Origin of the sequence: Herbiconiux sp. (genome assembly GCF_004297105.1) — a bacterium.
Classification (GTDB): Bacteria; Actinomycetota; Actinomycetes; order Actinomycetales; family Microbacteriaceae; genus Herbiconiux.
This window is the reverse complement of sequence record NZ_SCVE01000018.1, coordinates 72,910-96,785: the sequence shown is the minus strand read 5'-3', so window position 1 is coordinate 96,785 and position 23,876 is coordinate 72,910. Positions and strand designations below refer to the sequence as shown.

Below are 23,876 nucleotides of genomic sequence, written 5' to 3'. Positions count from 1 at the left end.
CGTGGCGGAATCGCGCACGCTCCCGGTTCCCGACGGCCTCGATGGTTCTCGCGTCGACGCCGGTATCGCCAAGCTGCTCGGCTTCTCACGCACATTCGCGGCTGAGGTCGTCGACGCCGGCGGCGTGAGCGTAGACGGCCGTGTGGTGGGCAAGAGCGACAAGCTCCGCCGCGACACCTGGCTCTCGGTCGAGTGGTCGCCGCGCGAAGAACCGCGCATCATCCCGGTCGTCGTGCCCGAGCTCGACGTGGTGTACGACGACGACAGCATCATCGTGGTCGACAAACCCGTGGGCGTGGCCGCGCATCCCTCCGTGGGGTGGACCGGGCCCACCGTGCTCGGCGCCCTCGCCGGTGCGGGCTACCGGATCGCCACGAGCGGCGCCGCGGAGCGAGCGGGCATCGTGCACCGGCTGGATGCGGGCACCAGCGGCCTCATGGTGGTGGCGAAGACGGAGGAGGCCTACACCTGGCTGAAGCGGCTCTTCCACGACCGCGAGGTCGACAAGATCTACCACGCGCTGGTGCAGGGGCATCCCGACCCCTTCTCGGGCACGATCGACGCGCCGATCGGCCGTCACCCCAAGTCGGACTGGAAGTTCGCGGTCACGGCCGCGGGCAAGCCCTCGGTGACGCACTACGAGACGCTCGAGGCATTCCGGGCGGCGACCCTGCTCGAGATCCATCTCGAGACGGGGCGCACCCATCAGATCCGAGTGCACATGGCCGCACAGCGGCACCCGTGCTGCGGCGACACGATGTACGGGGCCGATCCGGCGCTGTCGGCGCGACTCGGCCTCGAGCGGCAGTGGCTGCACGCCATGAAGCTCGGTTTCGTGCATCCGGAGACCCGCGCGTACGTGTCGTTCGAGAGCCACTACCCGGCCGACCTGCAGCACGCGCTCGACGTCGTGCGCGACGACTGACCGCAGACCGCGTCCCATGACCGCTCTGCCGCCACTCCCGACCCTCGTGCCTCGGCGGCGGCCTCTGGCCTCGTGGCCGGTGTGGCTCGTGTTCGCGTTGCTCGTGCTGCCGGGCCTCGTCGTGCTCGGTCTTCTCGGTGGGGCGAAGGACATCGCGGCCGACGATCTCGCCCTCCAGCAGAATGCGGTCGGGCGCAGTGCGGTGCTGACCGGGCAGCTGGTGGGAACCGACACGTCGTCGGGTCTGCCGGTGGACACGGGCCTCTACGAGGTCACGATCCCGGATGACGCGCACGGCGCATCGGCCGGTGACACCATCACGCTGTCCGCCGACGAGAACTGGGGCTTCCCGCCCTCGGGAGACCATCCCGCCGAGCTCTCGTTCCTCGTGGTGTTCGACGACGACCCCATTGCCGTGCGCAGCGGGTCGGTCGGGAGCATCGCACCGGTCACCGAGGCGAGCGTCGAGGCCGCCCGGCAGGGGGCGTCGCTCGCCGAGGGACTCTGGGTGACCGGGATCGTCGTGTATTGGCTGTTCCTGATCGGGATGCCCGCGCTGGGCATCCTTCTGGCCGTGCGTCGCCACCGTTTCCGGCGGGCCGCGCAGCCGCCCCCACCGCGCATCTGACCGACCGCCGGGCGCGCCGCCGGGGGAGCTGGCCGTCGCGGGCGCCGATGGTGAGCCGCGAGGTGATGGCGTCAGCCTGTGACGAGGCGCACCACCTCGAATGTGCCGACGATGAGGCCGAATGCGACGAACGACGCTCCGCCGAAGGCGACCCAGCCGGGGGAATAGCGGCGCGGGACAGGTGCGGAGCGGTCGATCTCGGTCTCGCTGTTCATCTCCTGCGTGAATCGGGCGAACTGCCGACGGAAGACGATGAGCAAGACACCCACGACGACAGCGCCGCCCAGGCCGATGACCGGAATTATCTCGAACATCGTGTTCGCTCAGTCCCGAGTCGATGCGTCGACGCGGTCGGTAGCGGCGTCGGTTTCGCGCGTGCGCCGGACCGCGCGCAGCATGATGCGGACGAATTGGATCTCGATGAAGACGCCGATCGCGGCAATGAAGAAGAACGGCGGCATCGATTGGACGATGCCGGCGGTGACCGCGAAGACGATCAACCCACCGCACATGATCACGTTCACGACGGAGCCGATCGGACCCTTCGGGCCGGCATCATGCAGAGGGGAGCCGGGGGCTGGACTCATGCGGGCTACTCGGTCGCGGCCGCGTCGGCGGGCTTCGGGCGGCCGCCCCACTGCTGCGGCGTGCGGCGCTCGAGGAGGCGGCGCTGGGCGTGCAGGGCCGGGTAGATGCCGAGGAACACGGCCATCGGCGCGAGCAGACGGATGTCGCGGATGCCGTGGTGCTCGTAGGTGCGCTTGAACCGCTCCACGTAGTAGTAGTAGTCGCGCGGCGCCGAGTCGAGGCGGCGGGCCGACATGCCCACGACCATTGCCGAGACGTAGCCGATCTTGAACCCATCGAGCGCGAGGTGCACAGCCAGGTCGAGGTCTTCGTGCATGAGATCTTCGCGGTCGGCGCACGTGTGGTCGCGCACCGCGAGCCAGGCCTCACGGGTGATGGCCATGTTGGTGCCGAAGAGGAAGACGTATTTTCCGGCGAGCTTGACCTGCAGCTTGCGGAAGGTGTCATCGGCGTGGTGCCCGAAGGCGCGCATCGGCATGTCGTAGTACTCGACGGGACCGCTCGCCGCCACGAACTCGCCGCCCGCGAACGCGAGCTGCACCTGCTCCACCCAGTTCGGCATGAGTGCCGAGTCGGCATCGATACGGCCGATCACGTCGCTCGTGGCCGCATTGAACCCGGCATTGCGGGTGGGGGTGATGCCCTGCTCGGCATCCTGCGTCACCAGGCGGATGTTCGCCTCGGGGAACGCGGCCTGCATCGCCTCGACGGCGGCCCGGGTGCCATCCGTCGACTTGTTGTCGACGACGATGATCTCGTGGGCCGGAACGGTCTGCTCGATGGCCGCCACCAGGCAGTGCCGGATGCCGGCCTCCTCGTTGTAGGCCGGGATCACGATCGAGACGGTGGGGAGGGTGATGTCATCGGTCACGGCGGCGTCCTTCGGTCGGGGTGGGCGGGCGGCGAGACGCACACGGGTGCGGTGCTGCCAGTCTGGCAGAGCGCGAAGCCCTCTACCATTGAGTGCAGATGACCGACATGACCCCCGGCGAGCTGATCGCGCGCATGACCGACGCCGAGAAGGTGTCGCTCACCGCGGGCGAGGATGCGTGGACCACGACCGCGATCGCGCGCCTCGGCATTCCGTCGATCCGGCTCGGCGATGGACCGCACGGCGTGCGGAAGCCCCACGCCGGCTCGGGGATGTCGATGTTCGACTCGCATCCGGCCACCTGCTTCCCGACCGCGGCGCTGCTCGGTTCCACCTGGGACCCGGCCCTCATGCGGCTCGTGGGGGAGGCGCTCGGGCGCGAGGCCGCCGGCCACGAGGTGGCCGTGCTGCTCGGACCCGGAGTGAACCTCAAACGCACGCCGATCGGCGGACGCAACTTCGAGTACTTCTCCGAAGACCCCCACCTCTCGTCGCGCATGGGCGCCGCCTGGGTGGCCGGCGTGCAGAGCACGGGCGTGGGCGCCTCCCTCAAGCACTTCGCGGCGAACAACACCGAGCAGCGCCGCTACGGCATCGACGCCGTGGTCGACGAGCGCGCGTTGCGCGAACTGTATCTCGCGAGCTTCGAGCACATCGTCGTGGAGGAGCGTCCGGCCACGGTCATGGCCGCCTACAACAAGCTGAACGGCGAGCACTGCAGCGAGAACCCCTGGCTGCTCGGCACCGTGCTCCGCGGGGAGTGGGGGTTCGACGGGGTGGTGCTCTCCGACTGGGGCGCGGTGTGGGATCGCACGCTGTCGATCCCGGCGGGCGCCGATCTCGCGATGCCGGGCGTCGGCCGCTCCGACGACCGGTACGTGCGCGACGCCGTGCGGTCGGGAGTGCTCGGGCGAGCGGACCTCGAGGAGTCGGTGCGGCGCATCCTGTCGCTGATCGAGCGCTACGGGCGTACTCCGAACGGAACCGGCGGAGTCGACCTCGACGGGCACCACCAGCTGGCGCGACGGGCCGCCGCCGCGGGCACCGTACTGCTGAAGAACGACGGTCTGCTGCCCCTGGACCCGTCGAGCCGCATCGCGGTGATCGGCGCCTTCGCGTCGGAGCCGCGGTTCCAGGGCGCGGGCAGCTCGCACGTGGTGGCGACCCGCGTCGACACACTGCTGGAGGCACTCGGGGAGTCGGCGGCCGACGTGACCTTCTCGGAGGGGTACGACCGGGCGAGCAGCGCGTCGAGTGCCGAGCAGGTGGCCGAGGCCGTGACGGCGGCGGAGGCGGCGGATGTCGCGATCGTGGTCGTGGGTCTTCCCGAGACCTTCGAGACCGAGGGTGTGGATCGCAGCCATCTGCGACTGCCGCCGGCGCACGACCGGCTCGTCGAGGCCGTGCGGAAGGCGAACGCCCGAACCGTCGTCGTGCTGCAGAACGGGTCACCGGTCGAACTGCCGTGGCGCCACGATGTGCCCGCCATCGTCGAGGGCTACCTGGGAGGCCAGGCGGGCGGCAGCGCCCTCGCCGATGTTCTGCTCGGGGTCTCCGAACCCGGGGGACGGCTCGCCGAGACGTTCCCGGAGCAGTACACCGACCATCCTGTCTCCCACCTGCCCCTCGGGCGGGCCGCGCTCGAATACCGCGAGAGTCTGTACCTCGGCTACCGCTGGTTCGACAGCGCGCACGAAGACGTCGCGTTCCCGTTCGGCCACGGGCTCTCCTACACCACCTTCGAGTGGGCGGATGCGGCCGTCGAGGCCGTGGGCGACGACACCGTCGAGGTATGCCTCGTGGTGGAGAACACCGGCGACCGGGCGGGCTCGGAGGTGGTGCAGGTGTACGTGCACGACGTCGACTCGAGCGTGTTCCGGCCCGAGCAGGAACTGCGCGGATTCGCGAAGGTGGAGCTCGACGCGGGGGAGAAGCGGGAGGTGGTCATCCGTCTCGGTGCGCGGGCCTTTCAGTTCTGGTCACCCGCGGAGAGCGCGTGGGTGCTCGAACCCGGCAGGTTCGAGCTGCGCCTCGGCCGGTCGTCGAGGGACATCCTGTGGCACTCCACCGTGCAGCTCGGGCGACCGGATGCTGCGGTCCCACACGTCGCCGACGAAGGCGTCTACCGGGCGCCCCGCCGCGCCTCCGGGTTCCCGGCGGCCGACTTCGAGCGGCTGCTCGGCCGGGCGCTTCCGACGAACACGACCGCCCAGCCGGGCCGGTTCACGCTCGACACCGCCATCCGCGACATGCAGCGCACCCGGGTGGGCCGCATCCTGTTCCGCTACATGCAGCGCCAGGCCGTGAGGACGATCGGGGCGCCCGACGAGCACGGGGTGGTGGAGGTGGCCGGCGAGGTCGTGGCGCAGCTGACGTTCCGGATGCTGCCCACCGTCAGCGAGGGGCTGCTCGGCCGTCGCGGGACGATGCGGCTGCTCCGCGTGGTGAATCTCCTGTCGCGCCGCGGCCGGAGGGCTCGAGGCCGCCGGACGGGCTGAAGGCCTTCCCGGATGACGGAGGCGTGTGGGATCGTGAGGGGCATGACAGCGATCCAGCGCATCCGCCCCCGGGGGCTCGTCTCCAGCCCGGCCTTCAGCCACGTTGCCGTCGTGCCGCCCGGCGCCACAACCATCTACGTCGGCGGCCAGAACGCCGTCGATGCCGACGGAGCCCTCGTCGGCGAGGGCGACGTGGCGGCGCAGTCGGTGCGCGCCCTCGAGAACGCCACGACCGCCCTCGCGGCGGCCGGTGCCTCGCTCGACGACGTGGTGCAATGGACCGTGCTCTTCGTCGACGGCGCCGACCTCGGTGCGGGCTACGGCGCCATCGCCCACCGGCTCGCCTCGGACGAGCCCGCCCTCGTCACGGCGGCCCGCGTCTCGGGACTGGGTGTCCCCGGTGCGCTCGTGGAGATCGCGGCGGTGGCCGCGGTGCTGCGATGAGCGACTCGATCTCGCCCCGCGAGTTCCGTGCCGCCGAGGGCACCGGCGACTGGCGGGTGGCGGGCGCATCGTGAGTGACGCGGGGGCGCCCGAGTGGTGGACCCTGGCCGACCCCGAGGGCAACGAGGTCGATCTCGCACCGTGGCGCGACAGCAGTCCCTGGAAGGCGTGATGCACTAGTCTTCGACAGCATTCAGCCGACGGATCGAAGGGGTTCCGACATCATGACCTGGCCCGTGGGCGACATGCCCGTTCTCCGCATCTCCCCGCACGAGATCACGCCCGGCACCGCCGCCATCCCTGCAGAGGCGCCCGGCGAGGTGCTCGTCGAGGTGGCCTACCTCGGCATCTGCGGCACCGACGTCGAGCTGCTGAACGGCACGAGCTTCTTCATCGAGCAGGGCCTCTCCGAGTACCCGCTGATCTTCGGCCACGAGTGGACCGGCATCGTGCGAGCCGTCTCGGAGGGCGTCTCCTCGGTGGTGCCGGGCGATGCGGTCGTGGGGCAGACGCTCGTCACCTGCGGCGCGTGCGGCCCGTGCCAGGCGGGGTTCCGTAGCGCGTGCGACGATCACCAGGAAGTGGGCCTCGCCGGTCGGCAGGGTGCGGCAGCGCGCTACATCGCGATGCCCGCCACCGCCCTCACGAAGCTGCCCGAGGGCACCTCGCTCCGGGATGCCGTGCTCATCGAACCCGGGGTCACCGCGGTGAACGCGGTGCTCACCACGGGCATCCGCTTCGACGACCGCGTGGCCGTGATCGGCACGGGCGCCCTCGGCCTCCTCGCGCTGGCTGTCGCGCTCACCGTCACCCGGCACGTCGACGTGATCGGTACGAACCACGACGGGCTCGCCCTTGCGCGTGAGATGGGGGCGAGCGGATGCCTCGCGCCCGACGAGGTGGGCGACAACGCCTACACCGTGGTGATCGAGGCGTCGGGGCATCCGGATTCCATCGCGATGCTCGGCACGATGCTGAAGCCCGGCGGCCGGGCCGCGCTCGTGGGAGTGGTGAACCGTGGCACGCCGGATTTCGTGCCGGCCTTCATCACGATGAAGGGCATCGCCCTCTACGGCATCTTCCACGGCCTCGACCACTACGGCCGCATGGCCGAGCTCATCGCCACCCCGGGGTTCCCGACCGAGCAGCTGATCGAGCGGGTGCTGCCCTGGCAGCAGGCGATGGAGGCCTTCACCCTCCTCGCCGAGAAGCGGCGCACCCGCCCGAAGCTGCTGCTCGACCTCAGGTCGATGGCCGCGGAAGGGCAGTCGGTCTAAGGCCGGCCATCCCTCATCAGTACTCGATGCGGCCGTGCCGGTTGTGGAACTCGCCGGTGGGGCCGTCGGGGCCGACCAGAGCCAGCGCGACGGTCGCATCCGTTCCCTCGGTCACCGTCTGGTGCCCGCTGTGCCGGTTGAGGTCGGTGGCGGTGTAGCCCGGGTCGCTCACGTTGACGCGGTACGCGGGCAGGTTCTTCGCATACTGCACCGTGAGCGCGATCACCGCCGCCTTCGACGCGGCGTAGGGGATGGCAGGGACCTGGAACTCGTCGTGCCCCTCGGTGCTGAGGAAGCGCGGCCAGCCCACACCGGAGGCCACGTTCACGATCACCGGATGCTCCGACCGGCCCAGCAGAGGAAGCGCCGCCTGGGTGACGCGGATGATGCCGAAGACGTTGGTGTCGAAGGTGCGCTGCATCGCCTCGGCATCGAGGTCATCGACCCCGAACGAGGTGCCCAGCACACCCGCGTTGTTGACGAGCACGTCGAGGTCGGGCAGCGAGGCGACGGCCGCATCCACGCTCGACTGGTCGGTGACGTCGAGCTGCACCGGGCGGGCGCCGAGCGCGCTCACGGCGTCGCCCGTCGTGAGGTCGCGCATCCCTGCGTAGACGGTGTGACCCGCGTCGAGGAGGCGGCGGGCGGTTTCGAGGCCGAGGCTCTTGTTGGCCCCGGTGATGAGTGTTGTCGTCATGTCTCCATGCTGTGCCCGGGTGCGCGGATCGACCAGGCATCGCTCGACGGTGGGACCGCGAGTACCACCCCGGGCGGCGGGTCAGGGGGAGGATGGGATGCATGAGCGAATTCGCCTCCGTCCTGCGATCCTGGCGCGACCGTGTCAGCCCGGCGGATGTCGGGCTCCCGGCCGGCTCGGGCCGCCGCACGTCCGGCCTCCGCCGGGAGGAGCTCGCCGCGCTGGCCGGCGTGAGCGTCGACTACATCGTGCGGCTCGAGCAGGGGAGGGCGGAGCATCCGTCTCCTCAACTGCTCGGTGCGCTGGCTCTCGCGTTGCGGCTCACGGAGACCGAGCGCGACCATCTCTACCGGGTGGCCGGGGCGGCGGCGCCCGCGATCGGGCTCGTGCCTCGGCACATCACCCCGGGAGTGCAGCGTCTCGTCGACCGGCTGGGCGACGTGCCGCTCGCGGTGTTCACGACGACCCACGACATCCTGCTGTGGAATCCCCTCTGGGCCGCGCTCACCGGGGACCCGTCGGAGTACACCGGCCTGCGGCGCAACCTCGTGTGGCGGCATTTCACGGAGGGCCACAGCGGCGTCGAGTTCGACGCCCAGCACGAGGAAGACTTCGCGAGCGATCTCGCCGCCGATCTGCGGAGTGCGGTGGGCCGCTATCCGCGTGACGAGTCGCTCGCTCAGCTCGTGGTGCGCCTGCGCGAGGCGTCGCCCGAGTTCGAGCGGCGCTGGGCGGAGGCGCGCGTGGCCGAACACCGGGCGAGCCGCAAGACCATGGTGCGCACATCCGTCGGGCCGATCACCGTGGACTGCGACGTGCTGACGGTGCCGGGTGGAGACCTGCGCATCGTGGTGTACACCGTGGCGCCGGGAAGCGATGACGAGGCCAGGCTCGATCTGCTCCGGGTGACGGGCCTGCAGGCGATGCCGGTCGCGCAGGCCGCCTCGGTGGCCACCGTCTGAGGGCGGTTCACATCGGGGCAGGCCCTCTCTGTGCAGGGAGGGGAGGAGTGGCATCGCCCGAGCGCGCGAACGACGGCCAGGTGGAGTGCGCGACGGCGGCCTCCCGGGGGTACCACTCGGCGGGCGTGCCGGGATGCGGACGCCACGGGGCTGCGGCGGCCCGGTCGAGCGCCTCCTCGAACAGCGCGCGGTCGGCCGTGTTCGCGATGTAGCACTCGAGCAATCGGGCCGTGGCCAGCGCATCCACCGAGGCCCGGTGGGCGCCGTCGAGGGGGATGCCGAACACCTCGCACAGGTGCCGCAACGACCGGCGCATGCCGGGGAGGTAGGTGCGGGCGAGTCGCTGGGTGCAGAGCGAGATCAGGGGGTGATCGACGTGATAGCCGCTGAGTGCGAGCTCGGCCACGAGGAACCGGATGTCGAATCCCGCGTTGTGGGCCACGACGACGCGCCCTCGCAGCAGGCGCAGCAGGCGCGGCGCGATACCGCCGAACGCCGGAGCGTGGGTGAGCGCCGAACGGGAGATGCGGTGGATGTCGGAGCGCCCGACCGATCCGTCGACGGCGATCAGGGTGTCCCACCGGCCGGTGACCACCCCGTCGGCGTCGGAGTGCACCACCGCGATCTCGAGCGCCCGGGCGCCGCGCGAAGGCGCGAGGCCGCTCGTCTCGAAGTCGATCGTGGCGAAGCCGCGCGGTGCCATGGTGCTCGATTCGGTCGGAACAGGGTCGGCTCGACGCTAGAGCCGGCCACCGACATCCGCTTCAGCGCTCGAGGATGCGTGCTCAGGATGCGTGGTTCAGGCTGCGGTGCAGTCCACGCCGCTCGAGGTGCTCGGCGAGATCAACTCGATCACCGAGGTCGACCACCAGTGCGGGGTGTCTTCACACAGCTGCACCGACGTGATGTCGGTCGCGGTGATGAACTGCACCGTGCCGAACGGGTCGGGCACGAACAACCCCCGAGCTCCGTTGAGCAGCACGAATCCTCGTTCGGGTGCCGAGTTCGAGATGGAGACGAGCTCGAGAGGGGCGAACCGGATCGGCTGGGTGAGCACCATGATGCCGAACAGGGCCACGAAGCCGACGATGCCGGTGAAGGCCACTCGGGTGAGCGAATTCGAGCGGTAGCCGCGGATGAGAGCGGAGCGGGCGTTCCACTCGGTGACGATCTCGGCGAACGTGCGTGGTTCCAGTTCGGGACCGGGCGCGGTCTCGGCCGCCGTGGGCGGGGGGCCGGGGGCGTCGATCGCGCGGAGCAGTGCACGCCCCTCGAGCCACAATCCGCGCAGCTCGGTGTCGGCCGGCGGCACCGGCGCCTCGAGTTCGGCCCGGATGGACGCGCCATCCACTTCCGGTAGGGGGTTCTTGCGGCGGGCAAGCCGCACCACTAGTCCGATCACCACGAACACCACGAGCAGGGCGACCAGCAGCAGCCACGATGCCGTGTACACGAGAACCGTGGCGAAGAGCACGAGCACCAGACCGCCGACGATGCGCACCCAGCGGTTGAAGTCGGGATCGAACACCATCGGCATGAGAGCCACCATCACGCCCACCATGATGTAGGTCACGAGATTGAGCAGCACGATCACGGCGATGGCACCGAAGGTGAGATTCTGCGCGATGGCCACGGCGAGACCCACGTCGCCGCGCACCTGCACGAAGAGGTTGATGGTGATCACGAACGCGCTCACGAGGGGGAGCCGGGTGAAGACGTGGCGCAGGAAGGTCTGCCGGCCGGTGGCGCGCACCTCCGCTTCGGCGGCGAGGTCGCGGGCGGGCAGAGGGAGAGCCGCGCGGTTCAGCCTGTGCTCCGACATCCGAGATCCCCTTCGTCCCGCCCCCGCGCGGTGTCCGCGTGGTTGCTCAAACGTACGGCACAGAGGGGTGGGCCGCCACGACTCACTCCTCGATGGCACCGCCCAGGCGGCGGAGGTGCTGGCGGAAGGTGGTGCCCTCGGCGTCGCGGGCCGCGAGGAAGGCGCCGAAACGCGTCTGCTCACGCAGTGTCGTTCCCCGCGACATCCGCTCGGCCTGGGCACGCTCGGTGTCGCGGATCAGTGCCGCGAGCTCTGCGATCTCGGCCGCCAGGTCGAGCGGTGCGAAGAGCACTCCGTCGTCGTCGCCGAACGCGAAGTCGGCGGGGGACACGCGATGGTCACCCACCCGGGCTTCGTCGAGGGCGTCTGCGTCTTGTGGATCGAGGCGCTGCGGCCCCGTGGGCAGGGCGCCCTGGCTGAAGACGGGGAGGCGGATGTCGCGGAGCTCGGCCGTGTCGCGGTGCAGCCCCCAGATCACGATGCCGGCGAGCCCCGCGTTCTTCACCTCGAGCGTCACGAGGTCACCCACGCAGGCCTCGTCGTCCCGCCCGGCGTTGTCGACCACGAGCACCTCACCGGGTGCCGAGCGCTCGAGGGCTTCGAGGAACACGTCGACACTGCCTGAATGACGGGCGGGCCGCACCCGGCCGACCAGGTGGAGGCCGTGCTGGAGCGGCCGCATCCGCGCCGGCGCACAGCGCACGGGGAGACCGAGCCGGATGAGGGCGTCGGCCACGTGCGGGGTGGTGAGGTCGCGGTAGGTGCGTTGCAGATCGAGGTCGTCCATGGTCGGCTCCGTTCAGGTGTGTGCTCACCGTAGCGAGCGAGGCATGCCGCGCCCGGAATGTGCGTGCTGGGGGCGCTTGTCGTGGCATCCGGGGGATGTCTCGCACTGCACGGTTATCGCCGGATCTCTTGGGGGGCTCATAGACACGTCATCGGATGCTCATTGAACGCGCATCGATAGTGGGGACATCCACTACCGATCATGACGAGATGAGTGATTCAGATGACCAGGATCCCCGAACCAGAACGCACCCCCGAGGGCCCGGCCTACGAAGGCCGACTGCTCGACCGGGCCGATGAGGAAGTCGTCGATCAGGGTGTCGCCTTCGACATCCGCACACTGGTGAGCCGGCGCGCCGTGCTCAGCCTCGTGGGCTTCGGTGTGGGTGCCGTCACTCTCGCCGCGTGCACCACGGACACGTCCGCGGCCACCGGGAGCACCGCATCCGCAACCGCGTCGGGCAGCACCGCCTCCGGCACCACCGCGGCGGGCACCGCCACGGCGACCGCCAGCCCGAGCGTCGCACTCCCCGCGGGTGAGATCCCGGATGAGACGGCCGGGCCCTATCCGGGTGACGGCTCGAACGGGGTCGATGTGCTCGAGCAGTCGGGCATCGTGCGCAGCGACATCCGCTCGAGCATCGACGGCGGGGCGACGGCGACGGGAGTTCCCATCGCGCTGACCCTCACAGTCCTCGACATGGCGAACGGCGACGCGCCTTTCGCCGGCGTGGCCGTCTACGTGTGGCACTGCGACAACGAGGGACGATACTCCATGTACTCCAGCGGCATCGAGAACGAGACCTACCTCCGCGGAGTGCAGGTGGCCGACAGCTCCGGGGTGGTCTCATTCACCTCCAACTACCCGGCCTGCTACTCGGGACGGTGGCCGCACATCCACTTCGAGGTCTACCCCTCGGTCGACGACATCACCGACTCCACCAACGCGATCTCCACGTCGCAGATCGCGATGCCGGAGGAGACGTGCGAGACGGTGTACGCCCTGTCGGACTACGACGGATCGTCGAACAACCTGTCGCAGGTGAGCCTCGACACCGACAACGTGTTCAGCGATGACAGCGGCGCGCTGCAGTTGGCGACGGTGACGGGTGACGCGACTTCCGGCTACCAGGTGTCGCTCACCGTGCGAGTCGACACGAGCACCGCGACCACGGCGGGCTCCGTGCCTTCGGGCGGCGGAGCCTCCGGCGGCGGACGCTGACCGCGACACTCCCTTCGAATCACACCCACCTAGAAAGGCTCTCTCATGGGACTCCTCCAGAACCTCACCGGATGGCACGCGCTCATCCTCCTCGCCGTCGTCCTGCTCTTCTTCGGCGCCACGAAACTCCCGGGGCTCGCCAAGAGCGTCGGGCAGTCGATGAAGATCTTCAAGACCGAGCTGAAGGACGCGCAGGGCGAGAGCGTCGAAGCGGCGACCGGCACTCCGGCCGAGCCGTCGGCCGCCACGAAGCCGTTCGCGGGCGCAGACACGGCCGCGGCACTGCCGGTCGCGCCTCGGCCGTCTGCTGTCGGATCTGAAGGGCGCTGAGGGTCATGGCCCCGCTGACAGCGGAACCGCCGGATGCCCGCACGATGCCACTGGCCGACCACCTCCGTGAGGCGCGCTCGCGTGCCGTGCGGGTGGCGGTCGGCCTGGTGATCGGCACCGCGATCGGCTATCTGCTGTCCGACCAGATACTCGAGATCCTGCGGGCCCCCATCACGGCCCTCGCGGAGTCGCGCAATGCGAGCCTCAACTACGACAGCGTGAGCGGCGCGTTCGACCTCAAGGTGCGCATCGCGGTGTTCGCCGGTGTCGCGATCTCGAGCCCGGTCTGGCTGCACCAGCTGTTCGCGTTCTTCGTTCCCGGCCTCACGCGTCGGGAACGTCGATACACGCTGGGCTTCTTCTTCGCCGCCGCTCCCTTGTTCCTGGCCGGGTGCGTGGTGGGGTTCCTGCTCTTTCCACACATCGTGGAACTGCTCGCCGGTTTCGCGCCCGTCGAGGACAGCACGCTCCTCGCGGCCTCGTACTACGTCGATTTCGTGATGAAGCTCGTGCTGGCCGTCGGCGTCGCCTTCGTGCTTCCCGTGTTCGTGGTGCTGCTGAATGCGATCGGCGTGCTGCCGGGGCGGTCGGTGGTGCGGAGCTGGCGGCTCGTGCTGGTCGGGATCGTTCTCTTCTCAGCCATCGCCACACCCGCGGCCGACGTGATGTCGATGTTCCTGCTCGCTGCCCCGATGGCGGCGTTGTTCGCCGCAGCAGCCGTGATCGCGCTGCTGCACGACCGGGCCGTCGAGCGTCGGGCCGCCACGGCCGCCGCATCCGCCGACCGGCCGCTCGGGGATCTCGTGCCCGAATCCGAACCCGTCCCCGTCTGACGCCCACCCCGACCTGAGAGGAGAATCCGATGCTCGGCCTCACCTTCGAGAAGCTCATCGTGATCGCGGTCTTCGCGGCGTTCATCCTGGGACCCGAACGCCTGCCGCACTACGCGTCCAAGCTCGCCGACCTGGTCCGCGCCGTGCGCGGTTTCACCGAGACCGCCAAGGCACGTGCCGTGGAACAGCTCGGTCCGGAGTTCGAGCAGACCGATTGGACGAAGCTCGACCCTCGGCGCTTCGACCCACGCCGGATCGTGCAGGAGGCGCTGGCACCCGACTCGGATGCCGTGGGCGGATCGGGCTCCGGTGCCGAGAACCAGGACACGATCGCTCCCATCGGCGCCTCTCCGGCGGTTCCGGATTCGGCGGACGTCGAGCCCGTAGAGCCTGCGCAACCCGCGTTCCGCCGCTCGAGCGACGGTCACCTCATCCGGCTCTGATGGCTATGGAGCGGGCTGCCAGAGTTCGATGCGGTTCCCCTCCGGGTCGGTGACCCAGCCGAACCGGCCGATGCCGTCCATCTCCTGGACGTCATCGGCCACTTCGGCGCCTGCCGCGCGGAGCTGGGCGAGCATCGCGTCGAGGTCTCGCACGCGGAAGTTGAGCATCGTCTGCTGGTCGCGGCGGCCGAAGTAGTCGGTGCCGGCGTCGAAGGCGGCGAAGACGGTGGGACCCGCATCCGGATGCCAGAGACCGTTCTCGTCGGCGTCGAGCCCCAGACAGTCGCGGTACCACGCGCCCAGCGCCTCCGGATCGGCGGCCCGAACGAAGTACCCGCCGATCCCACTCACACGTTCCATTCCTCCAGAGTGCCACGCCCCTGCGCCGTCGTGCCACACTGTCGGCGACGTCGCGCACCGACTCTTCGACCCCGGCGAGTGGAGCGACCCGTGGGTCATCCCGACCGCGCGGGTGCCATCTCCTCCGCACGACGGTGATCCCTCCGTGGAATGGGCGCTGGTCGACCTCTCCGAGGCACAACCGGCCCTCGCAGCGAGCTGGCTGGTTCGTCGTGCGGCCGGATCAGGCCCGCCGGACGCAGGCGGGTACCCTGGAGTATGACCGCGGCACCATCACTCGTCTGGTGGGGGCGGATGTACTTCGCCGTTCAGGCGCTCGGGGGAGCCGCCTGGTGGGTGGGCGTCTTCCTGGTGCCCGGGGTGCGCGAGATCACGATCGGGAGCCTGCATCCGGTGGCCGTCGCGGTGTTCGACGTGCCGCTCTTCGTGGTCGGGTCGGCTCTCGCGGCAGGAGGAATCCGATGGGCGGCCGTGGTGAGCGCCGGATGGACCGTGCTGGTTGCGGTCGGCCTCGCGATCTTCGCGACGGTGACGACCGAAGCGGGATGGGGCGTGGTGATCATGGGCGCTGCCGCGATCGGCTCGGGAGTGGCGGGCTGCGCCGTCGTGCTGCGCCGAATTCCCACTCAGTGGGTGGTCCGGGGGCCGTTCGCGTTCCGTGTCGCCGACCGCCGACGTGCGGACTCCTCCCACGTCGTGCTCACATTCGTGCAGATCGCCGCGTTCTGGGGGCTCTTCCTCGCGGTCATCCCGCTGGCCATCCATTTTCTCGAGGAGCGGTGGAGGGTCGGCGTGACCGAACCGCATCCGGCCCTGTCGGCCGTTGCGGTGCCCCTCGGCGTGGCCGTGCTCGTGTTCGCGAGCGCGCTCGGCATCTGGTCGGCGGTGACGATGTCGACCTGGGGCAAAGGAACGCCCCTGCCCTCCGCGATGCCCAACCACCTGGTGGTTGCCGGGCCGTACCGGTGGGTGCGAAATCCCATGGCCTTGGCCGGGATCGCACAGGGCGTCGCGGTGGGCCTCATCCTGAGCTCGTGGCTCGTGGTGGTCTACGCGCTCGCGGGGTCACTGGTGTGGAACCTGGTGGTGAGGCCGCACGAGGAGGCCGATCTCGAGAGCCGCTTCGGTGACGACTTCCGCCGCTACCGACGCGCGGTGCGCTGTTGGCTCCCACGATTCCGTGATCCCGATGGCAACGGGGTCAGGCCGCAGGAACCAGTCCGCCGTGATTCAGGGAATCCGTGATCGCGTGCAGGAGAACGACGACGCGCTTGGATTCCCGGGAGGACAGGCCCGCCAAGAGCTCGCGGAGCTCTGCGCGGCTGTCGCCGAGAGAGTCAGCGATGGCGGTCATGGCTTCGGGTGTGAGGTGCAGGAGATGACCTCGGCCGTCTCGAGGATTGTCGGATCGTGTCAGGAAGCCTCGTTTCATCAGGCTTGCCACAATGACACTCGTTGCGCTGTTCGTCACCCCGAGTGCGCGGGCGAGGTCGAGTGCGCGCACCGGCTGGCCGATGTTGAGGAGGCGGGCGAGATACTCGATCGCCACGATCTCGTTGGCCTTCAGCTGGAGCCTGTCCCGCATGCGCCAGCGCAACAGGGCATCTGCGGTCTGGAGGCCCGACATGGCCTCCAGGAGTTCGATCGGCGTTCTGGGAGACCCCTCGGGGTCGTCGTCGATCGACATCGTGGAGTGGCTCACAAAGGACCTTTCGTCAGGGTCCGCGAGCATCCGTCATCATGATCCGATGAACATCCGCAGGGTGCCAGTGAAGCACACTCCGTGACTCAGTGGTGATCGTTTCGCTGGATCAGTGCCGTGGCGGGACCGAATCGGCCATGGGTCGCGCTGTCACCGTCATGACGCGGCGCCGTCGGGCGATCACGAGTGCCGCACCCGCGAGCAGGAGAACCAGGCTGGAGACGGCGGGAACGGCGGGCGAGATGCCCGTTGCCGCGAGCTGGCCGGATGATCCGCCCGTGCTGGTGCCGCCACCGGTGGAGGTGCCGGGGCTTGTTCCTTCACCCGTCCCGGATCCGCCGCCACTGACGACAGCCCCCTCAACCACCACGGTGTACTCCACGGAATCGGCGGGTGACGTGTCGTTGTCGGCCGTGATCGTGAACGTGCTCGTTCCGGGTGTGGTCGGGGTGCCGGTGATGGCGCCCGTGGTCGAGTCGAGTGTGAGTCCTGCGGGGAGGTCGCCCGTGACCGTGTAGCTGGGCGCGGGGGTTCCGGATGCCGTCACGATGTGCTCGTACGGAGTGCCCACGGTCGCGTTCGGCGGCGAGTCGGAGGTGATGATCGGAGCTTCGGTTGGAGCGCATCCCGCACGGGCGGTGATCGTGTTCGTGTCGAGCGTGACGGCGGCATTGAGGGCCAGGAGACGGCCGACGATCCGCGCACCGGTGGTGGCGGTGATGGTCTGGTCGGCGAGCACCGTGCCCTGGAACCGGGCAGAGGTGCCGATCGAGGCCGAACTGCCGACCTGCCAGAACACGTTGCACGCGCTCGCACCGCCGGTGATGACGATTCGGGTCGCCGAGCCGATGGTGAGAGTCGATGCCGCCTGGAAGACCCAGACCGAGCTCGCCGAACCCGCGAGGGTGAGTGTGCCGTTGTTCGAGAGCATCATCTCACCGCCCCGGTACACACCGGGGGTGAGGCTGAGGCCCGTCAGCTCGTCGTAGGCGGTCGGCATCGGAGTGAGTGCCGCAGCGGTGTTGTAGGCCGTGGTGGCGTCCGCCTGTGCCTGGAGGGCTTCGGCATCCGTCTGGTGGACGGTGCCGTTCACGATGCCGTTGCCCAGCCCGCCGAAGCCGGTGATCGACGTGCCGGGGGAGATGCCCAGATCGCCGTTCACCACTGTCGGGCCGGTATTGGTCACCTCACTCGCGCCGAGCACGCCGTACGTGCCTGCCGTGCCGAGGTCGATCGGGCCATCGGCGACAGGATCCGCCGACGCGGAGGAGGCCGAGACGAGAAGCATCGAGGTCGCCAGCCCCAAGCCGGTGAGGAGGGCGACAAGCGGACGGAGGGACGGCGTGCTGACCATGATGGTCCTGCCTGAGTGGGAGAGGCACATGTGAAGCGTCGACGACGCTCGCGTGATCCCCGGTACTTGAGGTATACAGCAATCCGGGGCCAAATGGGGCAACTGGTTCAGTTATTCAACCAAACCTGCCAATCGCCCGTGCATCTCGGAACTCATTTCCGGGGCGGGAGATCGATCAGCACCTTGCCGACCACGCCCTGCTCCACCGCGTCGTGCGCGGCGCCGGTCTGCTCGAGCGCGAACCGCGTGAGGGGCAGGCCGGCCGCCTCTCCGACATCCAGAGCGCCGTCGCGGAGTGCGGCCGTGATGTCCTCGGCCGCAGCCCGGTGGGCCTCGGCACCCATCGTGTAGAGCAGCAGGAACTGGTAGCGGATGTTGAGCGCGAAGTGCGCCCGCACGTCCACCGTCATGTGGTCGCCGCCGTCGTTGGCGTACACCGATACGGAGCCGTGGTTTCTCAGCACCGCGGCGTTCAGGGCGGCATTGCGCGCGGGCGAGACCTCCACCACCTGGTCGACGCCGTCGGGTGCGGCGTCACGGACGCGGGCTGCCGCATCCTCGTCGCGGTAGTTCACGATCACGTCCGCCCCCGCGGCGGCGGCCAGAGCCGCCTTGGCGGGGGACGAGATCGTGGTGATGACGGTCGCGCCGGCCCAGTGGGCGAGCTGAATGGCGGCGTGACCCACGGCCCCCGCCCCACCGGCGACGAGCACGGTACGGCCCTCGAGCGCGCCGGGGAAGAGCCGTGCCGGTCCGTCCTCGTGCACGGTGAGCGCCCGGTGCGCGGTCATCGCGGGCACGCCCATCGATGCCCCGGCGTCGAACGACGCGCCGTCGGGCAGCTTCACCACGCGTTCTGCGGGCACCACGGTGAACTCCTGGGCCGTTCCCGTCGGTCGCTGGTAGGCGGCGAGGAAGATCCACACCCGGTCACCCGCAACCACCGACGTGACTCCGGCACCGACGGCATCGACCACGCCCGCGCCATCCTGGTTCGGCACCTGTTCGCCGCCGCTCGGAGCGGTGCTACCTGCGCGGTTCTTCCAGTCGGTGGGGTTCACCGCCGACACGGCGATGCGCACGCGCACCTCGCCGGCCGCAGGTTCGGGCAGCGGTCGTTCGACCAGCTGCAGGACATCGGATGCACCGTTCTCGGAATACACGATCGCTCTCATGCCTCCATCCAACCCCTGAAGCACCCGTACGCATTCCGGCGAATGTCCGGGCACGGGACGAGGGTCAGCGCAGACGCCTCCGGTAGGCGAGTATCGCGAACACGTACGCCACCACGAGGATCCCCACGAGCCACGCGAGGGCCACCCAGATCGACCCGCCCACCGGCTGCTGGGCGAACAGCGCCCGGATGGTGTCGACGATGCTCGTCACCGGCTGGTTCTCGGCGAACCAGGCCACCGGCGCCGGCATCGAGTCGGTGGGCACGAAGGCAGAGCTGATGAAGGGCAGGAAGATGAGCGGGTAGCTGAATGCGCTCGCGCCGTCGATCGACCTGGCCGACAGACCGGCGATCACGGCGATCCAGGTCAGGGCGAGCGTGAACAGGATCAGGATGCCCGCCACCGCGAGCCAGGCCGCCACGGAGGCGCCCGAGCGGAATCCGAGCAGGAGGGCCACCCCCATCACCACGGTCACCGACACGAGATTCGCCACGAGCGAGGTGAAGACGTGGGCCCAGAGAACGCTCGATCGGGCGATCGGCATCGACTGGAAGCGCTCGGCGATGCCGCTCTGCAGGTCGAGGAAGAGCCGGTACGCCGTGTAGGCGATGCCGGAGGCGATGGTGATGAGCAGGATGCCCGGCAGGAGGTAGTTCACGTACGACTCGTCGGAACCGGTGGTGATCGCGCCGCCGAGCACGAAGACGAACAGCAGCATCAGCGCCACGGGCGTGACCGCCGTGGTGATGATCGTGTCGGGACTGCGCAGGATGTGGCGGAGCGAGCGGTGGGTGAGTGCGCCCGTGTCGCTCAGGACATGTGTGGTCATTGCCCGCCCCGCCCTGCCACGAGTGCGAGGAAGACGTCCTGAAGCGAAGGCTGCTTCTCGACGTACTCGACGGTGGCGGCCGGCAGGAGCTTCTTGAGCTCCGCCAGTGTTCCGTTCTGGATGATGGTGCCCTCGTGCAGGATCGCGATGCGGTCGGCGAGCTGCTCGGCCTCATCGAGGTACTGCGTGGTGAGCAGCACGGTCGTGCCGCTCTCGGCGAGCGACTCGATGGTGCTCCACACGTCGATGCGGGCCTGTGGGTCGAGCCCGGTGGTGGGCTCGTCGAGCACGATCACAGGCGGCTCGCCGATCAGGCTCATCGCGATGTCGAGCCGCCGCCGCATTCCGCCCGAGTACGTGGCGGCGCGCCGGTGGCCGGCCTCCGTGAGCGAGAACCGCGCGAGCAGGTCGTCGGCGATGCGGCCGGGGCTGTGCAGGTGCCGCAGTCGAGCCACCAGCTGCAGGTTCTCGCGGCCCGTCAGCACATCGTCGACCGCCGCGAACTGCCCCGTGAGGCTGATCGACTCGCGCACGCGGGCGGCGTCGCCGATGACGTCGAAGCCGTGCACGGTCGCGGTGCCCGCATCCGGTGCCAGCAGGGTGGAGAGGATGCGCACCAGCGTGGTCTTGCCGGCTCCGTTCGAGCCGAGCAGCGCGAAGACGGTGCCGGGGGCCACCTCGAAGTCGACCCCGCGCAGGACGTGCACGTCTTTGAACGACTTCGTGATGCCCTGCACCCGGATTGCGGGCTCGGCCGTTGCACCGGGGGCGGAGGCGGGAACGGCCGCTGTGGCGGCGCTCATCAGTCGGCGTCCCGGGGCTGGCCGTGCTCGGCATCGTCGACGGCCTTCACGAGGCGTGCGCGCTCCTTGTCGATCCAGTGCGTGCCGGTGTACGCCTGAGCGAAGGTCTCGGCGAAGTCGACGGGGTCGTCGCCGACGATGTCGCGCAGGGGCGTCTCGTCGGCAGCGGCGCGCTCCCACAGGTCGGCGAGGTCGCCGAACATCGTGATGAGCGTGTCGCCGTCGGTGATGCCGCCGGAGTGCATGAGGTAACGGTGCATCGCCTTCGCTGCCGCGCCATAGGGGGCGGGAAGCGCGTCTATGCGGCCCTTGTCGTGCTTGTACTGCTTCTTCTGTTCGAGCGAGCCGGTGAGGGCTTCGATCCATTTGGCGGCCATGATCAGTTCTCTCCTTCGACGGTGTGGTGCAACTGTTCGATGCGTTGGGCGAGGAAGGTCCAGCTCTGCCAGAACTCATCGAGGTACTCGCGACCCCGCGGATTGAGCGCGTAGACCTTGCGAGGCGGCCCTTTCTCCGAGGGCACCTTCTCCACGTCCACGAGGCCGCGCTGCTCGATGCGCAGCAACAGCGCATACACGGTGCCCTCGACGATGTCCGAGAATCCCTGATCACGCAGGCGGGCGGTGATCTCGTAGCCGTAGGCGGGCTGCGCGGCCAGGGTCGCCAGCACGATCCCCTCCAGAGTGCCCTTGAGCATCTCGGTCATCAGCTTCGCCATCCGGACTCCTCCATCTACTCAGTGACGCTGAGTACCAGTAGATAGTAACGCCGACTACCGGTAGGTAGCAATACCGAATACCGAATGAGCCCGGAGGTCAGATCGGCATCTGCGGATCTGCTCGCCTCGTCAGGCGGCCAGCGCGAACGCGGCGGCCGAGACGCGGGCGGCGGATGCCCGACTCGGCCCCGACGACGCAGCGAGACGGTCGGCCACCGCCGTCGTGAGGTCGAGGAGGGAGGTGTCGAGGGAGGCTCCGATCGCGGCGAGGATCTCGCTCGAGGGTTCCTTGAAGCCGCGCTCGATCTCCGAGAGGTACTGGGGAGAGACCCGGGCTCGCATCGCGACCGTGCGCAGCGATTCATCGCGGTCGAGACGGATGGCGCGCAGCTCTTCACCGACGACCTGCCGCCAGAGGCGCTCCGGAGCCGGGCGCGCGGAGGGATCAGTGGATTCGTTTCGCTGCGGGGACTGGCTCATGAGCACAGTCAACAACGCCCGGCGACCCGGAGAACAGTGGGCACGGCCGGATTCAGCTGAGAGCAGACAGTCGGCCGACAGCGGGCAGCCCGACGAGAGCGGGCACCGCGATTCAGCCGGATGCGAGCATCGCTTCGATCTGCTCGACAACCAGGTCGGGCCGGGTGACGAACGGATGGTGCCCGGTCGGCACCTCGACAGACCGTGTGGCCCGGCTAGCGTGCTCGCGTTGGAGAGCGAGCGATGTGCTGCGGTCCTCGCTGCAGACGATGTACGTCGAGTCGACGCCCTCCCAGCCGACGGCGCTCGTGGGCGTCACGAATGCGGCCACGCTCTGCGCCGTCACCCGCTCCCAGGCGTGATGTCGGGTGGCCTCATCCGCGTCGTGCAGGAAGCGAGCGCCGAACGACGCCGCGTCGTAGCCGGACACGCTCAGTGTGCCGTCGCCGTTGTCGCCGATTGTCACCGAGTCGCTCTCGCCGCTCATGATCGCGCCCTGCGACAGCCCCGCTTCCGGCAGATACGACGAGATGGCGAGCAGGTGCGCGACGGCCGGATGCTGTCCGGCTTCGGCGATGACGGTTCCGCCGTAGGAGTGGCCCACGACGATCGCGGAGGCGCGGGAGAACTCATCGAGCACGGCACGGAGGGCTGCCGCATCCGCCACCAGTCCCTCGGTGCCCGCTGGCGGTGGAGCCTCCCCGCACGATGGCAGGGCGACGGCGCGGCTCCGGATGCCCGCGCGCTCGAAGAGCAGCTCGGCGGTGGGCCGCCACCACCACTCCCCGTCGCACACCAGGGCGCCGTGCATGAAGACCACGGTGGGATGATCGTTCGCGTCAGTCATACGACGACCGTACGACCCGCTCGCCGCTTGCGCGCCCGATTCCGCCGACAGCAGCGACACCGGCCTGGGGGTGATCGGGCGGATGCGGGTTCGCGCAAAGATCCCGGAAGGCGAGCGGAATATCGCGCCGCTCGTGCGAATCCGTGTGCGAATCCGCGTCGCGCCGCCGGGGCCGGCTCAGTCCTCGGAGCGCTCGTCGTGAGAGAGATCGCTGCTCGACGGGTTGGCGTAGCTCGACACCGCCGGGTCGGGGTCGGGCTGGTTGGCCTTCGCCTTGTCGTGATCCTTGTAGAAGGCGGCGTCGGCGCGCTCCTGGGCGTCTCGCCCGTCCGACTTCTCGTGGTCGGTGGCGTCGTCGGAACCGCTCATGATGGGCTGGTCTTGCGTGTTCTCATCGCTCATGTTCGTGACCCTAGACCCCCTGGATGGATCCGGCTCGTGAGATCACGGCGCCGTTCAGCCCTCGCGGCTTGCGGCCGACAGGCCGCCATGGTCGGGCGCCACGTGGGCGAGGATGCGGTCCCACTCCGTGACCAGCGCCAGCGCTCCGTCCGACGTCACCCGCACGACCCGTGCCGATGGGATCCGCCGCCGGTACCACGCCCCATCGTCGCGGCCCACATCGCTCGCGTCGTCGGCGTAGATCAGGCGCACGTCAGCGCGGATGGCGCCGAGCTCCTTCGCCCACGACCGATCGGCGAGTGCGCGCCGGTCGTGAGCGGTGCCCGCGTCGCCCTGCTCGGCGGCGGCTGCGAGCATCCGCTCGAGCCGACTCCTCACGCCCGGTCGCTCCAGCAGCGCGTGGTCGGGCGCGATGCCGAGTGAGGGCATCCTGAACGGGGGCAGCGACTGCGACGCCGGGTCGACCGTGTGGCCCTGGGGCGCGGCGGTCTGGAAGGCCGCCACCCGGTCGACGAGCTCCGGATGCCGCGCCGCGAGCGAGAGAGCCACCATCCCTCCGGTGCCCCACCCCACCACTCCGGCGGGCCCGAACACCGTCGCACCCGAGGAGCGCGCCGCATCCCGCGACGCGGTGAGGAAGGCGGCCAGGTCATCGGCCCGGTGTTGGATGAGACTGCCGCGCGTGCCGGGGGGAGTCGACCCGTAGCCCGGGCGGTCGAGGGAGACCAGGTGGACTCCCCAGGTGTTCGTCACGACCGGGTCGGGGTCGAACATCCCCGCTCCCGGGGTCGGCAGACAGAAGAGCACCAGCCGGTCGGACAGGGGATCGCCCGCTGCCGAGAACCCGACCGTGTCGCCCGACGGCAGTGTGATCATGTGG

The 23,876-nt window shown here is 69.7% G+C and carries 30 protein-coding genes; 11 read left to right on the top strand and 19 right to left on the bottom strand.

The window, feature by feature from the left end; genetic code table 11:
• Nucleotide 1: 1 nt before the first annotated feature.
• Both EPO52_RS14065 and EPO52_RS14060 read left to right on the top strand, forming a co-directional pair.
• Nucleotides 2-925: an RluA family pseudouridine synthase gene (locus EPO52_RS14065; RefSeq protein ID WP_290807581.1), complete on the top strand. Its 924-nt coding sequence runs from the start codon at nt 2-4 to the stop codon at nt 923-925.
• A 16-nt stretch (nt 926-941) separates the two neighbouring features.
• Complete coding sequence (locus EPO52_RS14060) at nt 942-1,553, top strand: hypothetical protein (RefSeq protein WP_290807579.1); 612 nt, start codon at nt 942-944, stop codon at nt 1,551-1,553.
• Between the two features lie 71 nt (nt 1,554-1,624).
• Here EPO52_RS14060 and EPO52_RS14055 read toward each other — a convergent pair whose 3' ends face one another.
• From EPO52_RS14055 to EPO52_RS14045, 3 genes are read right to left on the bottom strand one after another with little or no spacing between them, the layout of a single operon-like run.
• Entirely contained in the window at nt 1,625-1,867 is a 243-nt protein-coding gene (locus EPO52_RS14055; protein ID WP_290807577.1) for a hypothetical protein, read from the bottom strand.
• A gap of 9 nt (nt 1,868-1,876) precedes the next feature.
• Nucleotides 1,877-2,140 (bottom strand): hypothetical protein, encoded by a 264-nt coding sequence (locus EPO52_RS14050; RefSeq protein ID WP_290807575.1) that lies wholly within the window; start codon nt 2,138-2,140, stop codon nt 1,877-1,879.
• Between the two features lie 5 nt (nt 2,141-2,145).
• Nucleotides 2,146-3,012 (bottom strand): glycosyltransferase family 2 protein, encoded by an 867-nt coding sequence (locus tag EPO52_RS14045; RefSeq protein ID WP_290807573.1) that lies wholly within the window; start codon nt 3,010-3,012, stop codon nt 2,146-2,148.
• 98 nt (nt 3,013-3,110) lie between these two features.
• Between EPO52_RS14045 and EPO52_RS14040 the strand changes: the two genes are divergently transcribed.
• The 3 genes from EPO52_RS14040 (at nt 3,111) to EPO52_RS14030 (ending at nt 7,231) form a co-directional block, all read left to right on the top strand.
• Nucleotides 3,111-5,510, top strand: coding sequence for a glycoside hydrolase family 3 C-terminal domain-containing protein (locus tag EPO52_RS14040; protein WP_290807571.1), 2,400 nt, complete (start codon nt 3,111-3,113; stop codon nt 5,508-5,510).
• 42 nt (nt 5,511-5,552) lie between these two features.
• Nucleotides 5,553-5,954 carry a RidA family protein gene (locus tag EPO52_RS14035; protein ID WP_290807569.1) on the top strand — a complete coding sequence of 134 codons (402 nt, stop codon included), beginning with the start codon at nt 5,553-5,555 and terminating at the stop codon, nt 5,952-5,954.
• 224 nt (nt 5,955-6,178) lie between these two features.
• On the top strand, nt 6,179-7,231 hold the full coding sequence (locus EPO52_RS14030; protein ID WP_290807567.1) for an alcohol dehydrogenase catalytic domain-containing protein: 1,053 nt from the start codon (nt 6,179-6,181) through the stop codon (nt 7,229-7,231).
• A gap of 16 nt (nt 7,232-7,247) precedes the next feature.
• Here EPO52_RS14030 and EPO52_RS14025 read toward each other — a convergent pair whose 3' ends face one another.
• Nucleotides 7,248-7,928, bottom strand: coding sequence for an SDR family NAD(P)-dependent oxidoreductase (locus tag EPO52_RS14025; protein WP_290807565.1), 681 nt, complete (start codon nt 7,926-7,928; stop codon nt 7,248-7,250).
• 101 nt (nt 7,929-8,029) lie between these two features.
• Between EPO52_RS14025 and EPO52_RS14020 the strand changes: the two genes are divergently transcribed.
• Nucleotides 8,030-8,890: a helix-turn-helix transcriptional regulator gene (locus EPO52_RS14020; protein ID WP_290807563.1), complete on the top strand. Its 861-nt coding sequence runs from the start codon at nt 8,030-8,032 to the stop codon at nt 8,888-8,890.
• 7 nt (nt 8,891-8,897) lie between these two features.
• Here EPO52_RS14020 and EPO52_RS14015 read toward each other — a convergent pair whose 3' ends face one another.
• The 3 genes from EPO52_RS14015 to EPO52_RS14005 all read right to left on the bottom strand — a co-directional run bounded on the left by EPO52_RS14015 (nt 8,898) and on the right by EPO52_RS14005 (nt 11,499).
• Entirely contained in the window at nt 8,898-9,593 is a 696-nt protein-coding gene (locus tag EPO52_RS14015; RefSeq protein ID WP_290807561.1) for a 3'-5' exonuclease, read from the bottom strand.
• A gap of 96 nt (nt 9,594-9,689) precedes the next feature.
• Entirely contained in the window at nt 9,690-10,712 is a 1,023-nt protein-coding gene (locus tag EPO52_RS14010; protein WP_290807559.1) for a hypothetical protein, read from the bottom strand.
• A gap of 82 nt (nt 10,713-10,794) precedes the next feature.
• On the bottom strand, nt 10,795-11,499 hold the full coding sequence (locus EPO52_RS14005) for an RraA family protein (protein ID WP_290807557.1): 705 nt from the start codon (nt 11,497-11,499) through the stop codon (nt 10,795-10,797).
• A 222-nt stretch (nt 11,500-11,721) separates the two neighbouring features.
• Here EPO52_RS14005 and EPO52_RS14000 point away from each other — a divergent pair, with 222 nt between their 5' ends.
• From EPO52_RS14000 to EPO52_RS13985, 4 genes are read left to right on the top strand one after another with little or no spacing between them, the layout of a single operon-like run.
• Nucleotides 11,722-12,720 (top strand): intradiol ring-cleavage dioxygenase, encoded by a 999-nt coding sequence (locus EPO52_RS14000; protein ID WP_290807555.1) that lies wholly within the window; start codon nt 11,722-11,724, stop codon nt 12,718-12,720.
• A gap of 45 nt (nt 12,721-12,765) precedes the next feature.
• A complete protein-coding gene (locus EPO52_RS13995) occupies nt 12,766-13,050 on the top strand; it encodes a twin-arginine translocase TatA/TatE family subunit (protein ID WP_290807553.1) in 285 nt (94 codons plus the stop codon).
• 5 nt (nt 13,051-13,055) lie between these two features.
• Nucleotides 13,056-13,883, top strand: a complete 828-nt coding sequence (gene tatC, locus EPO52_RS13990) for a twin-arginine translocase subunit TatC (protein ID WP_290807551.1) — start codon at nt 13,056-13,058, stop codon at nt 13,881-13,883.
• A gap of 29 nt (nt 13,884-13,912) precedes the next feature.
• A complete protein-coding gene (locus tag EPO52_RS13985; protein ID WP_290807549.1) occupies nt 13,913-14,326 on the top strand; it encodes a hypothetical protein in 414 nt (137 codons plus the stop codon).
• A 3-nt stretch (nt 14,327-14,329) separates the two neighbouring features.
• On the opposite strand, the gene EPO52_RS13980 is transcribed toward EPO52_RS13985, so the two are convergent.
• Nucleotides 14,330-14,686, bottom strand: coding sequence for a VOC family protein (locus EPO52_RS13980; RefSeq protein ID WP_290807547.1), 357 nt, complete (start codon nt 14,684-14,686; stop codon nt 14,330-14,332).
• 258 nt (nt 14,687-14,944) lie between these two features.
• On the opposite strand from EPO52_RS13980, the gene EPO52_RS13975 reads away from it, so the two are divergent.
• Complete coding sequence (locus EPO52_RS13975) at nt 14,945-15,931, top strand: isoprenylcysteine carboxylmethyltransferase family protein (RefSeq protein WP_290807545.1); 987 nt, start codon at nt 14,945-14,947, stop codon at nt 15,929-15,931.
• Here EPO52_RS13975 and EPO52_RS13970 read toward each other — a convergent pair.
• The 11 genes from EPO52_RS13970 to EPO52_RS13920 form a co-directional block, all read right to left on the bottom strand.
• On the bottom strand, nt 15,888-16,388 hold the full coding sequence (locus tag EPO52_RS13970) for a MarR family winged helix-turn-helix transcriptional regulator (protein ID WP_290807543.1): 501 nt from the start codon (nt 16,386-16,388) through the stop codon (nt 15,888-15,890). The two genes, EPO52_RS13975 and EPO52_RS13970, sit on opposite strands and share 44 nt — an antisense overlap.
• A 109-nt stretch (nt 16,389-16,497) precedes the next feature.
• Nucleotides 16,498-17,742 carry an ice-binding family protein gene (locus EPO52_RS13965; RefSeq protein WP_290807541.1) on the bottom strand — a complete coding sequence of 415 codons (1,245 nt, stop codon included), beginning with the start codon at nt 17,740-17,742 and terminating at the stop codon, nt 16,498-16,500.
• Nucleotides 17,743-17,894: 152 nt separating this feature from the next.
• Nucleotides 17,895-18,917 (bottom strand): NADPH:quinone reductase, encoded by a 1,023-nt coding sequence (locus EPO52_RS13960; RefSeq protein WP_290807539.1) that lies wholly within the window; start codon nt 18,915-18,917, stop codon nt 17,895-17,897.
• Nucleotides 18,918-18,981: 64 nt separating this feature from the next.
• Complete coding sequence (locus EPO52_RS13955; RefSeq protein ID WP_290807537.1) at nt 18,982-19,746, bottom strand: ABC transporter permease; 765 nt, start codon at nt 19,744-19,746, stop codon at nt 18,982-18,984.
• The gene (locus EPO52_RS13950) at nt 19,743-20,549 is read right to left on the bottom strand and encodes an ATP-binding cassette domain-containing protein (protein WP_290807535.1); all 807 of its coding nucleotides are present in this window, start codon (nt 20,547-20,549) and stop codon (nt 19,743-19,745) included. The genes EPO52_RS13955 and EPO52_RS13950 overlap by 4 nt, the downstream gene beginning before the upstream one ends.
• The gene (locus EPO52_RS13945; protein ID WP_290807533.1) at nt 20,549-20,926 is read right to left on the bottom strand and encodes a DUF1048 domain-containing protein; all 378 of its coding nucleotides are present in this window, start codon (nt 20,924-20,926) and stop codon (nt 20,549-20,551) included. The genes EPO52_RS13950 and EPO52_RS13945 overlap by 1 nt, the downstream gene beginning before the upstream one ends.
• A gap of 2 nt (nt 20,927-20,928) precedes the next feature.
• Entirely contained in the window at nt 20,929-21,267 is a 339-nt protein-coding gene (locus tag EPO52_RS13940) for a PadR family transcriptional regulator (protein ID WP_290807531.1), read from the bottom strand.
• Nucleotides 21,268-21,396: 129 nt separating this feature from the next.
• Nucleotides 21,397-21,747, bottom strand: coding sequence for a helix-turn-helix transcriptional regulator (locus EPO52_RS13935; RefSeq protein WP_290807528.1), 351 nt, complete (start codon nt 21,745-21,747; stop codon nt 21,397-21,399).
• A gap of 112 nt (nt 21,748-21,859) precedes the next feature.
• A complete protein-coding gene (locus EPO52_RS13930; protein ID WP_290807526.1) occupies nt 21,860-22,594 on the bottom strand; it encodes an alpha/beta hydrolase in 735 nt (244 codons plus the stop codon).
• Between the two features lie 177 nt (nt 22,595-22,771).
• Entirely contained in the window at nt 22,772-22,996 is a 225-nt protein-coding gene (locus EPO52_RS13925; RefSeq protein ID WP_290807524.1) for a hypothetical protein, read from the bottom strand.
• 54 nt (nt 22,997-23,050) lie between these two features.
• A complete protein-coding gene (locus tag EPO52_RS13920) occupies nt 23,051-23,872 on the bottom strand; it encodes an alpha/beta hydrolase (RefSeq protein ID WP_290807522.1) in 822 nt (273 codons plus the stop codon).
• Nucleotides 23,873-23,876: the final 4 nt, after the last annotated feature.

What these genes read in the sequence shown, in the direction of transcription:
- tatC (WP_290807551.1), top strand. Translation starts at nt 13,056, where the DNA reads ATGGCCCCGCTGACAGCGGAACCGCCGGATGCCCGCACGATGCCACTG.
- EPO52_RS13980 (WP_290807547.1), bottom strand. Translation starts at nt 14,686, where the DNA reads ATGGAACGTGTGAGTGGGATCGGCGGGTACTTCGTTCGGGCCGCCGAT.
- EPO52_RS13925 (WP_290807524.1), bottom strand. Translation starts at nt 22,996, where the DNA reads ATGAGCGATGAGAACACGCAAGACCAGCCCATCATGAGCGGTTCCGAC.
- EPO52_RS13930 (WP_290807526.1), bottom strand. Translation starts at nt 22,594, where the DNA reads ATGACTGACGCGAACGATCATCCCACCGTGGTCTTCATGCACGGCGCC.
- EPO52_RS14035 (WP_290807569.1), top strand. Translation starts at nt 5,553, where the DNA reads ATGACAGCGATCCAGCGCATCCGCCCCCGGGGGCTCGTCTCCAGCCCG.
- EPO52_RS13985 (WP_290807549.1), top strand. Translation starts at nt 13,913, where the DNA reads ATGCTCGGCCTCACCTTCGAGAAGCTCATCGTGATCGCGGTCTTCGCG.
- EPO52_RS14000 (WP_290807555.1), top strand. Translation starts at nt 11,722, where the DNA reads ATGACCAGGATCCCCGAACCAGAACGCACCCCCGAGGGCCCGGCCTAC.
- EPO52_RS13965 (WP_290807541.1), bottom strand. Translation starts at nt 17,742, where the DNA reads ATGGTCAGCACGCCGTCCCTCCGTCCGCTTGTCGCCCTCCTCACCGGC.
- EPO52_RS13935 (WP_290807528.1), bottom strand. Translation starts at nt 21,747, where the DNA reads ATGAGCCAGTCCCCGCAGCGAAACGAATCCACTGATCCCTCCGCGCGC.
- EPO52_RS13950 (WP_290807535.1), bottom strand. Translation starts at nt 20,549, where the DNA reads ATGAGCGCCGCCACAGCGGCCGTTCCCGCCTCCGCCCCCGGTGCAACG.
- EPO52_RS13940 (WP_290807531.1), bottom strand. Translation starts at nt 21,267, where the DNA reads ATGGCGAAGCTGATGACCGAGATGCTCAAGGGCACTCTGGAGGGGATC.
- EPO52_RS14005 (WP_290807557.1), bottom strand. Translation starts at nt 11,499, where the DNA reads ATGGACGACCTCGATCTGCAACGCACCTACCGCGACCTCACCACCCCG.
- EPO52_RS13955 (WP_290807537.1), bottom strand. Translation starts at nt 19,746, where the DNA reads ATGACCACACATGTCCTGAGCGACACGGGCGCACTCACCCACCGCTCG.
- EPO52_RS14015 (WP_290807561.1), bottom strand. Translation starts at nt 9,593, where the DNA reads ATGGCACCGCGCGGCTTCGCCACGATCGACTTCGAGACGAGCGGCCTC.
- EPO52_RS13975 (WP_290807545.1), top strand. Translation starts at nt 14,945, where the DNA reads ATGACCGCGGCACCATCACTCGTCTGGTGGGGGCGGATGTACTTCGCC.
- EPO52_RS14030 (WP_290807567.1), top strand. Translation starts at nt 6,179, where the DNA reads ATGACCTGGCCCGTGGGCGACATGCCCGTTCTCCGCATCTCCCCGCAC.
- EPO52_RS14055 (WP_290807577.1), bottom strand. Translation starts at nt 1,867, where the DNA reads ATGTTCGAGATAATTCCGGTCATCGGCCTGGGCGGCGCTGTCGTCGTG.
- EPO52_RS14040 (WP_290807571.1), top strand. Translation starts at nt 3,111, where the DNA reads ATGACCGACATGACCCCCGGCGAGCTGATCGCGCGCATGACCGACGCC.
- EPO52_RS14010 (WP_290807559.1), bottom strand. Translation starts at nt 10,712, where the DNA reads ATGTCGGAGCACAGGCTGAACCGCGCGGCTCTCCCTCTGCCCGCCCGC.
- EPO52_RS14050 (WP_290807575.1), bottom strand. Translation starts at nt 2,140, where the DNA reads ATGAGTCCAGCCCCCGGCTCCCCTCTGCATGATGCCGGCCCGAAGGGT.
- EPO52_RS14060 (WP_290807579.1), top strand. Translation starts at nt 942, where the DNA reads ATGACCGCTCTGCCGCCACTCCCGACCCTCGTGCCTCGGCGGCGGCCT.
- EPO52_RS13945 (WP_290807533.1), bottom strand. Translation starts at nt 20,926, where the DNA reads ATGGCCGCCAAATGGATCGAAGCCCTCACCGGCTCGCTCGAACAGAAG.
- EPO52_RS13995 (WP_290807553.1), top strand. Translation starts at nt 12,766, where the DNA reads ATGGGACTCCTCCAGAACCTCACCGGATGGCACGCGCTCATCCTCCTC.
- EPO52_RS13960 (WP_290807539.1), bottom strand. Translation starts at nt 18,917, where the DNA reads ATGAGAGCGATCGTGTATTCCGAGAACGGTGCATCCGATGTCCTGCAG.
- EPO52_RS14025 (WP_290807565.1), bottom strand. Translation starts at nt 7,928, where the DNA reads ATGACGACAACACTCATCACCGGGGCCAACAAGAGCCTCGGCCTCGAA.
- EPO52_RS14020 (WP_290807563.1), top strand. Translation starts at nt 8,030, where the DNA reads ATGAGCGAATTCGCCTCCGTCCTGCGATCCTGGCGCGACCGTGTCAGC.
- EPO52_RS13920 (WP_290807522.1), bottom strand. Translation starts at nt 23,872, where the DNA reads ATGATCACACTGCCGTCGGGCGACACGGTCGGGTTCTCGGCAGCGGGC.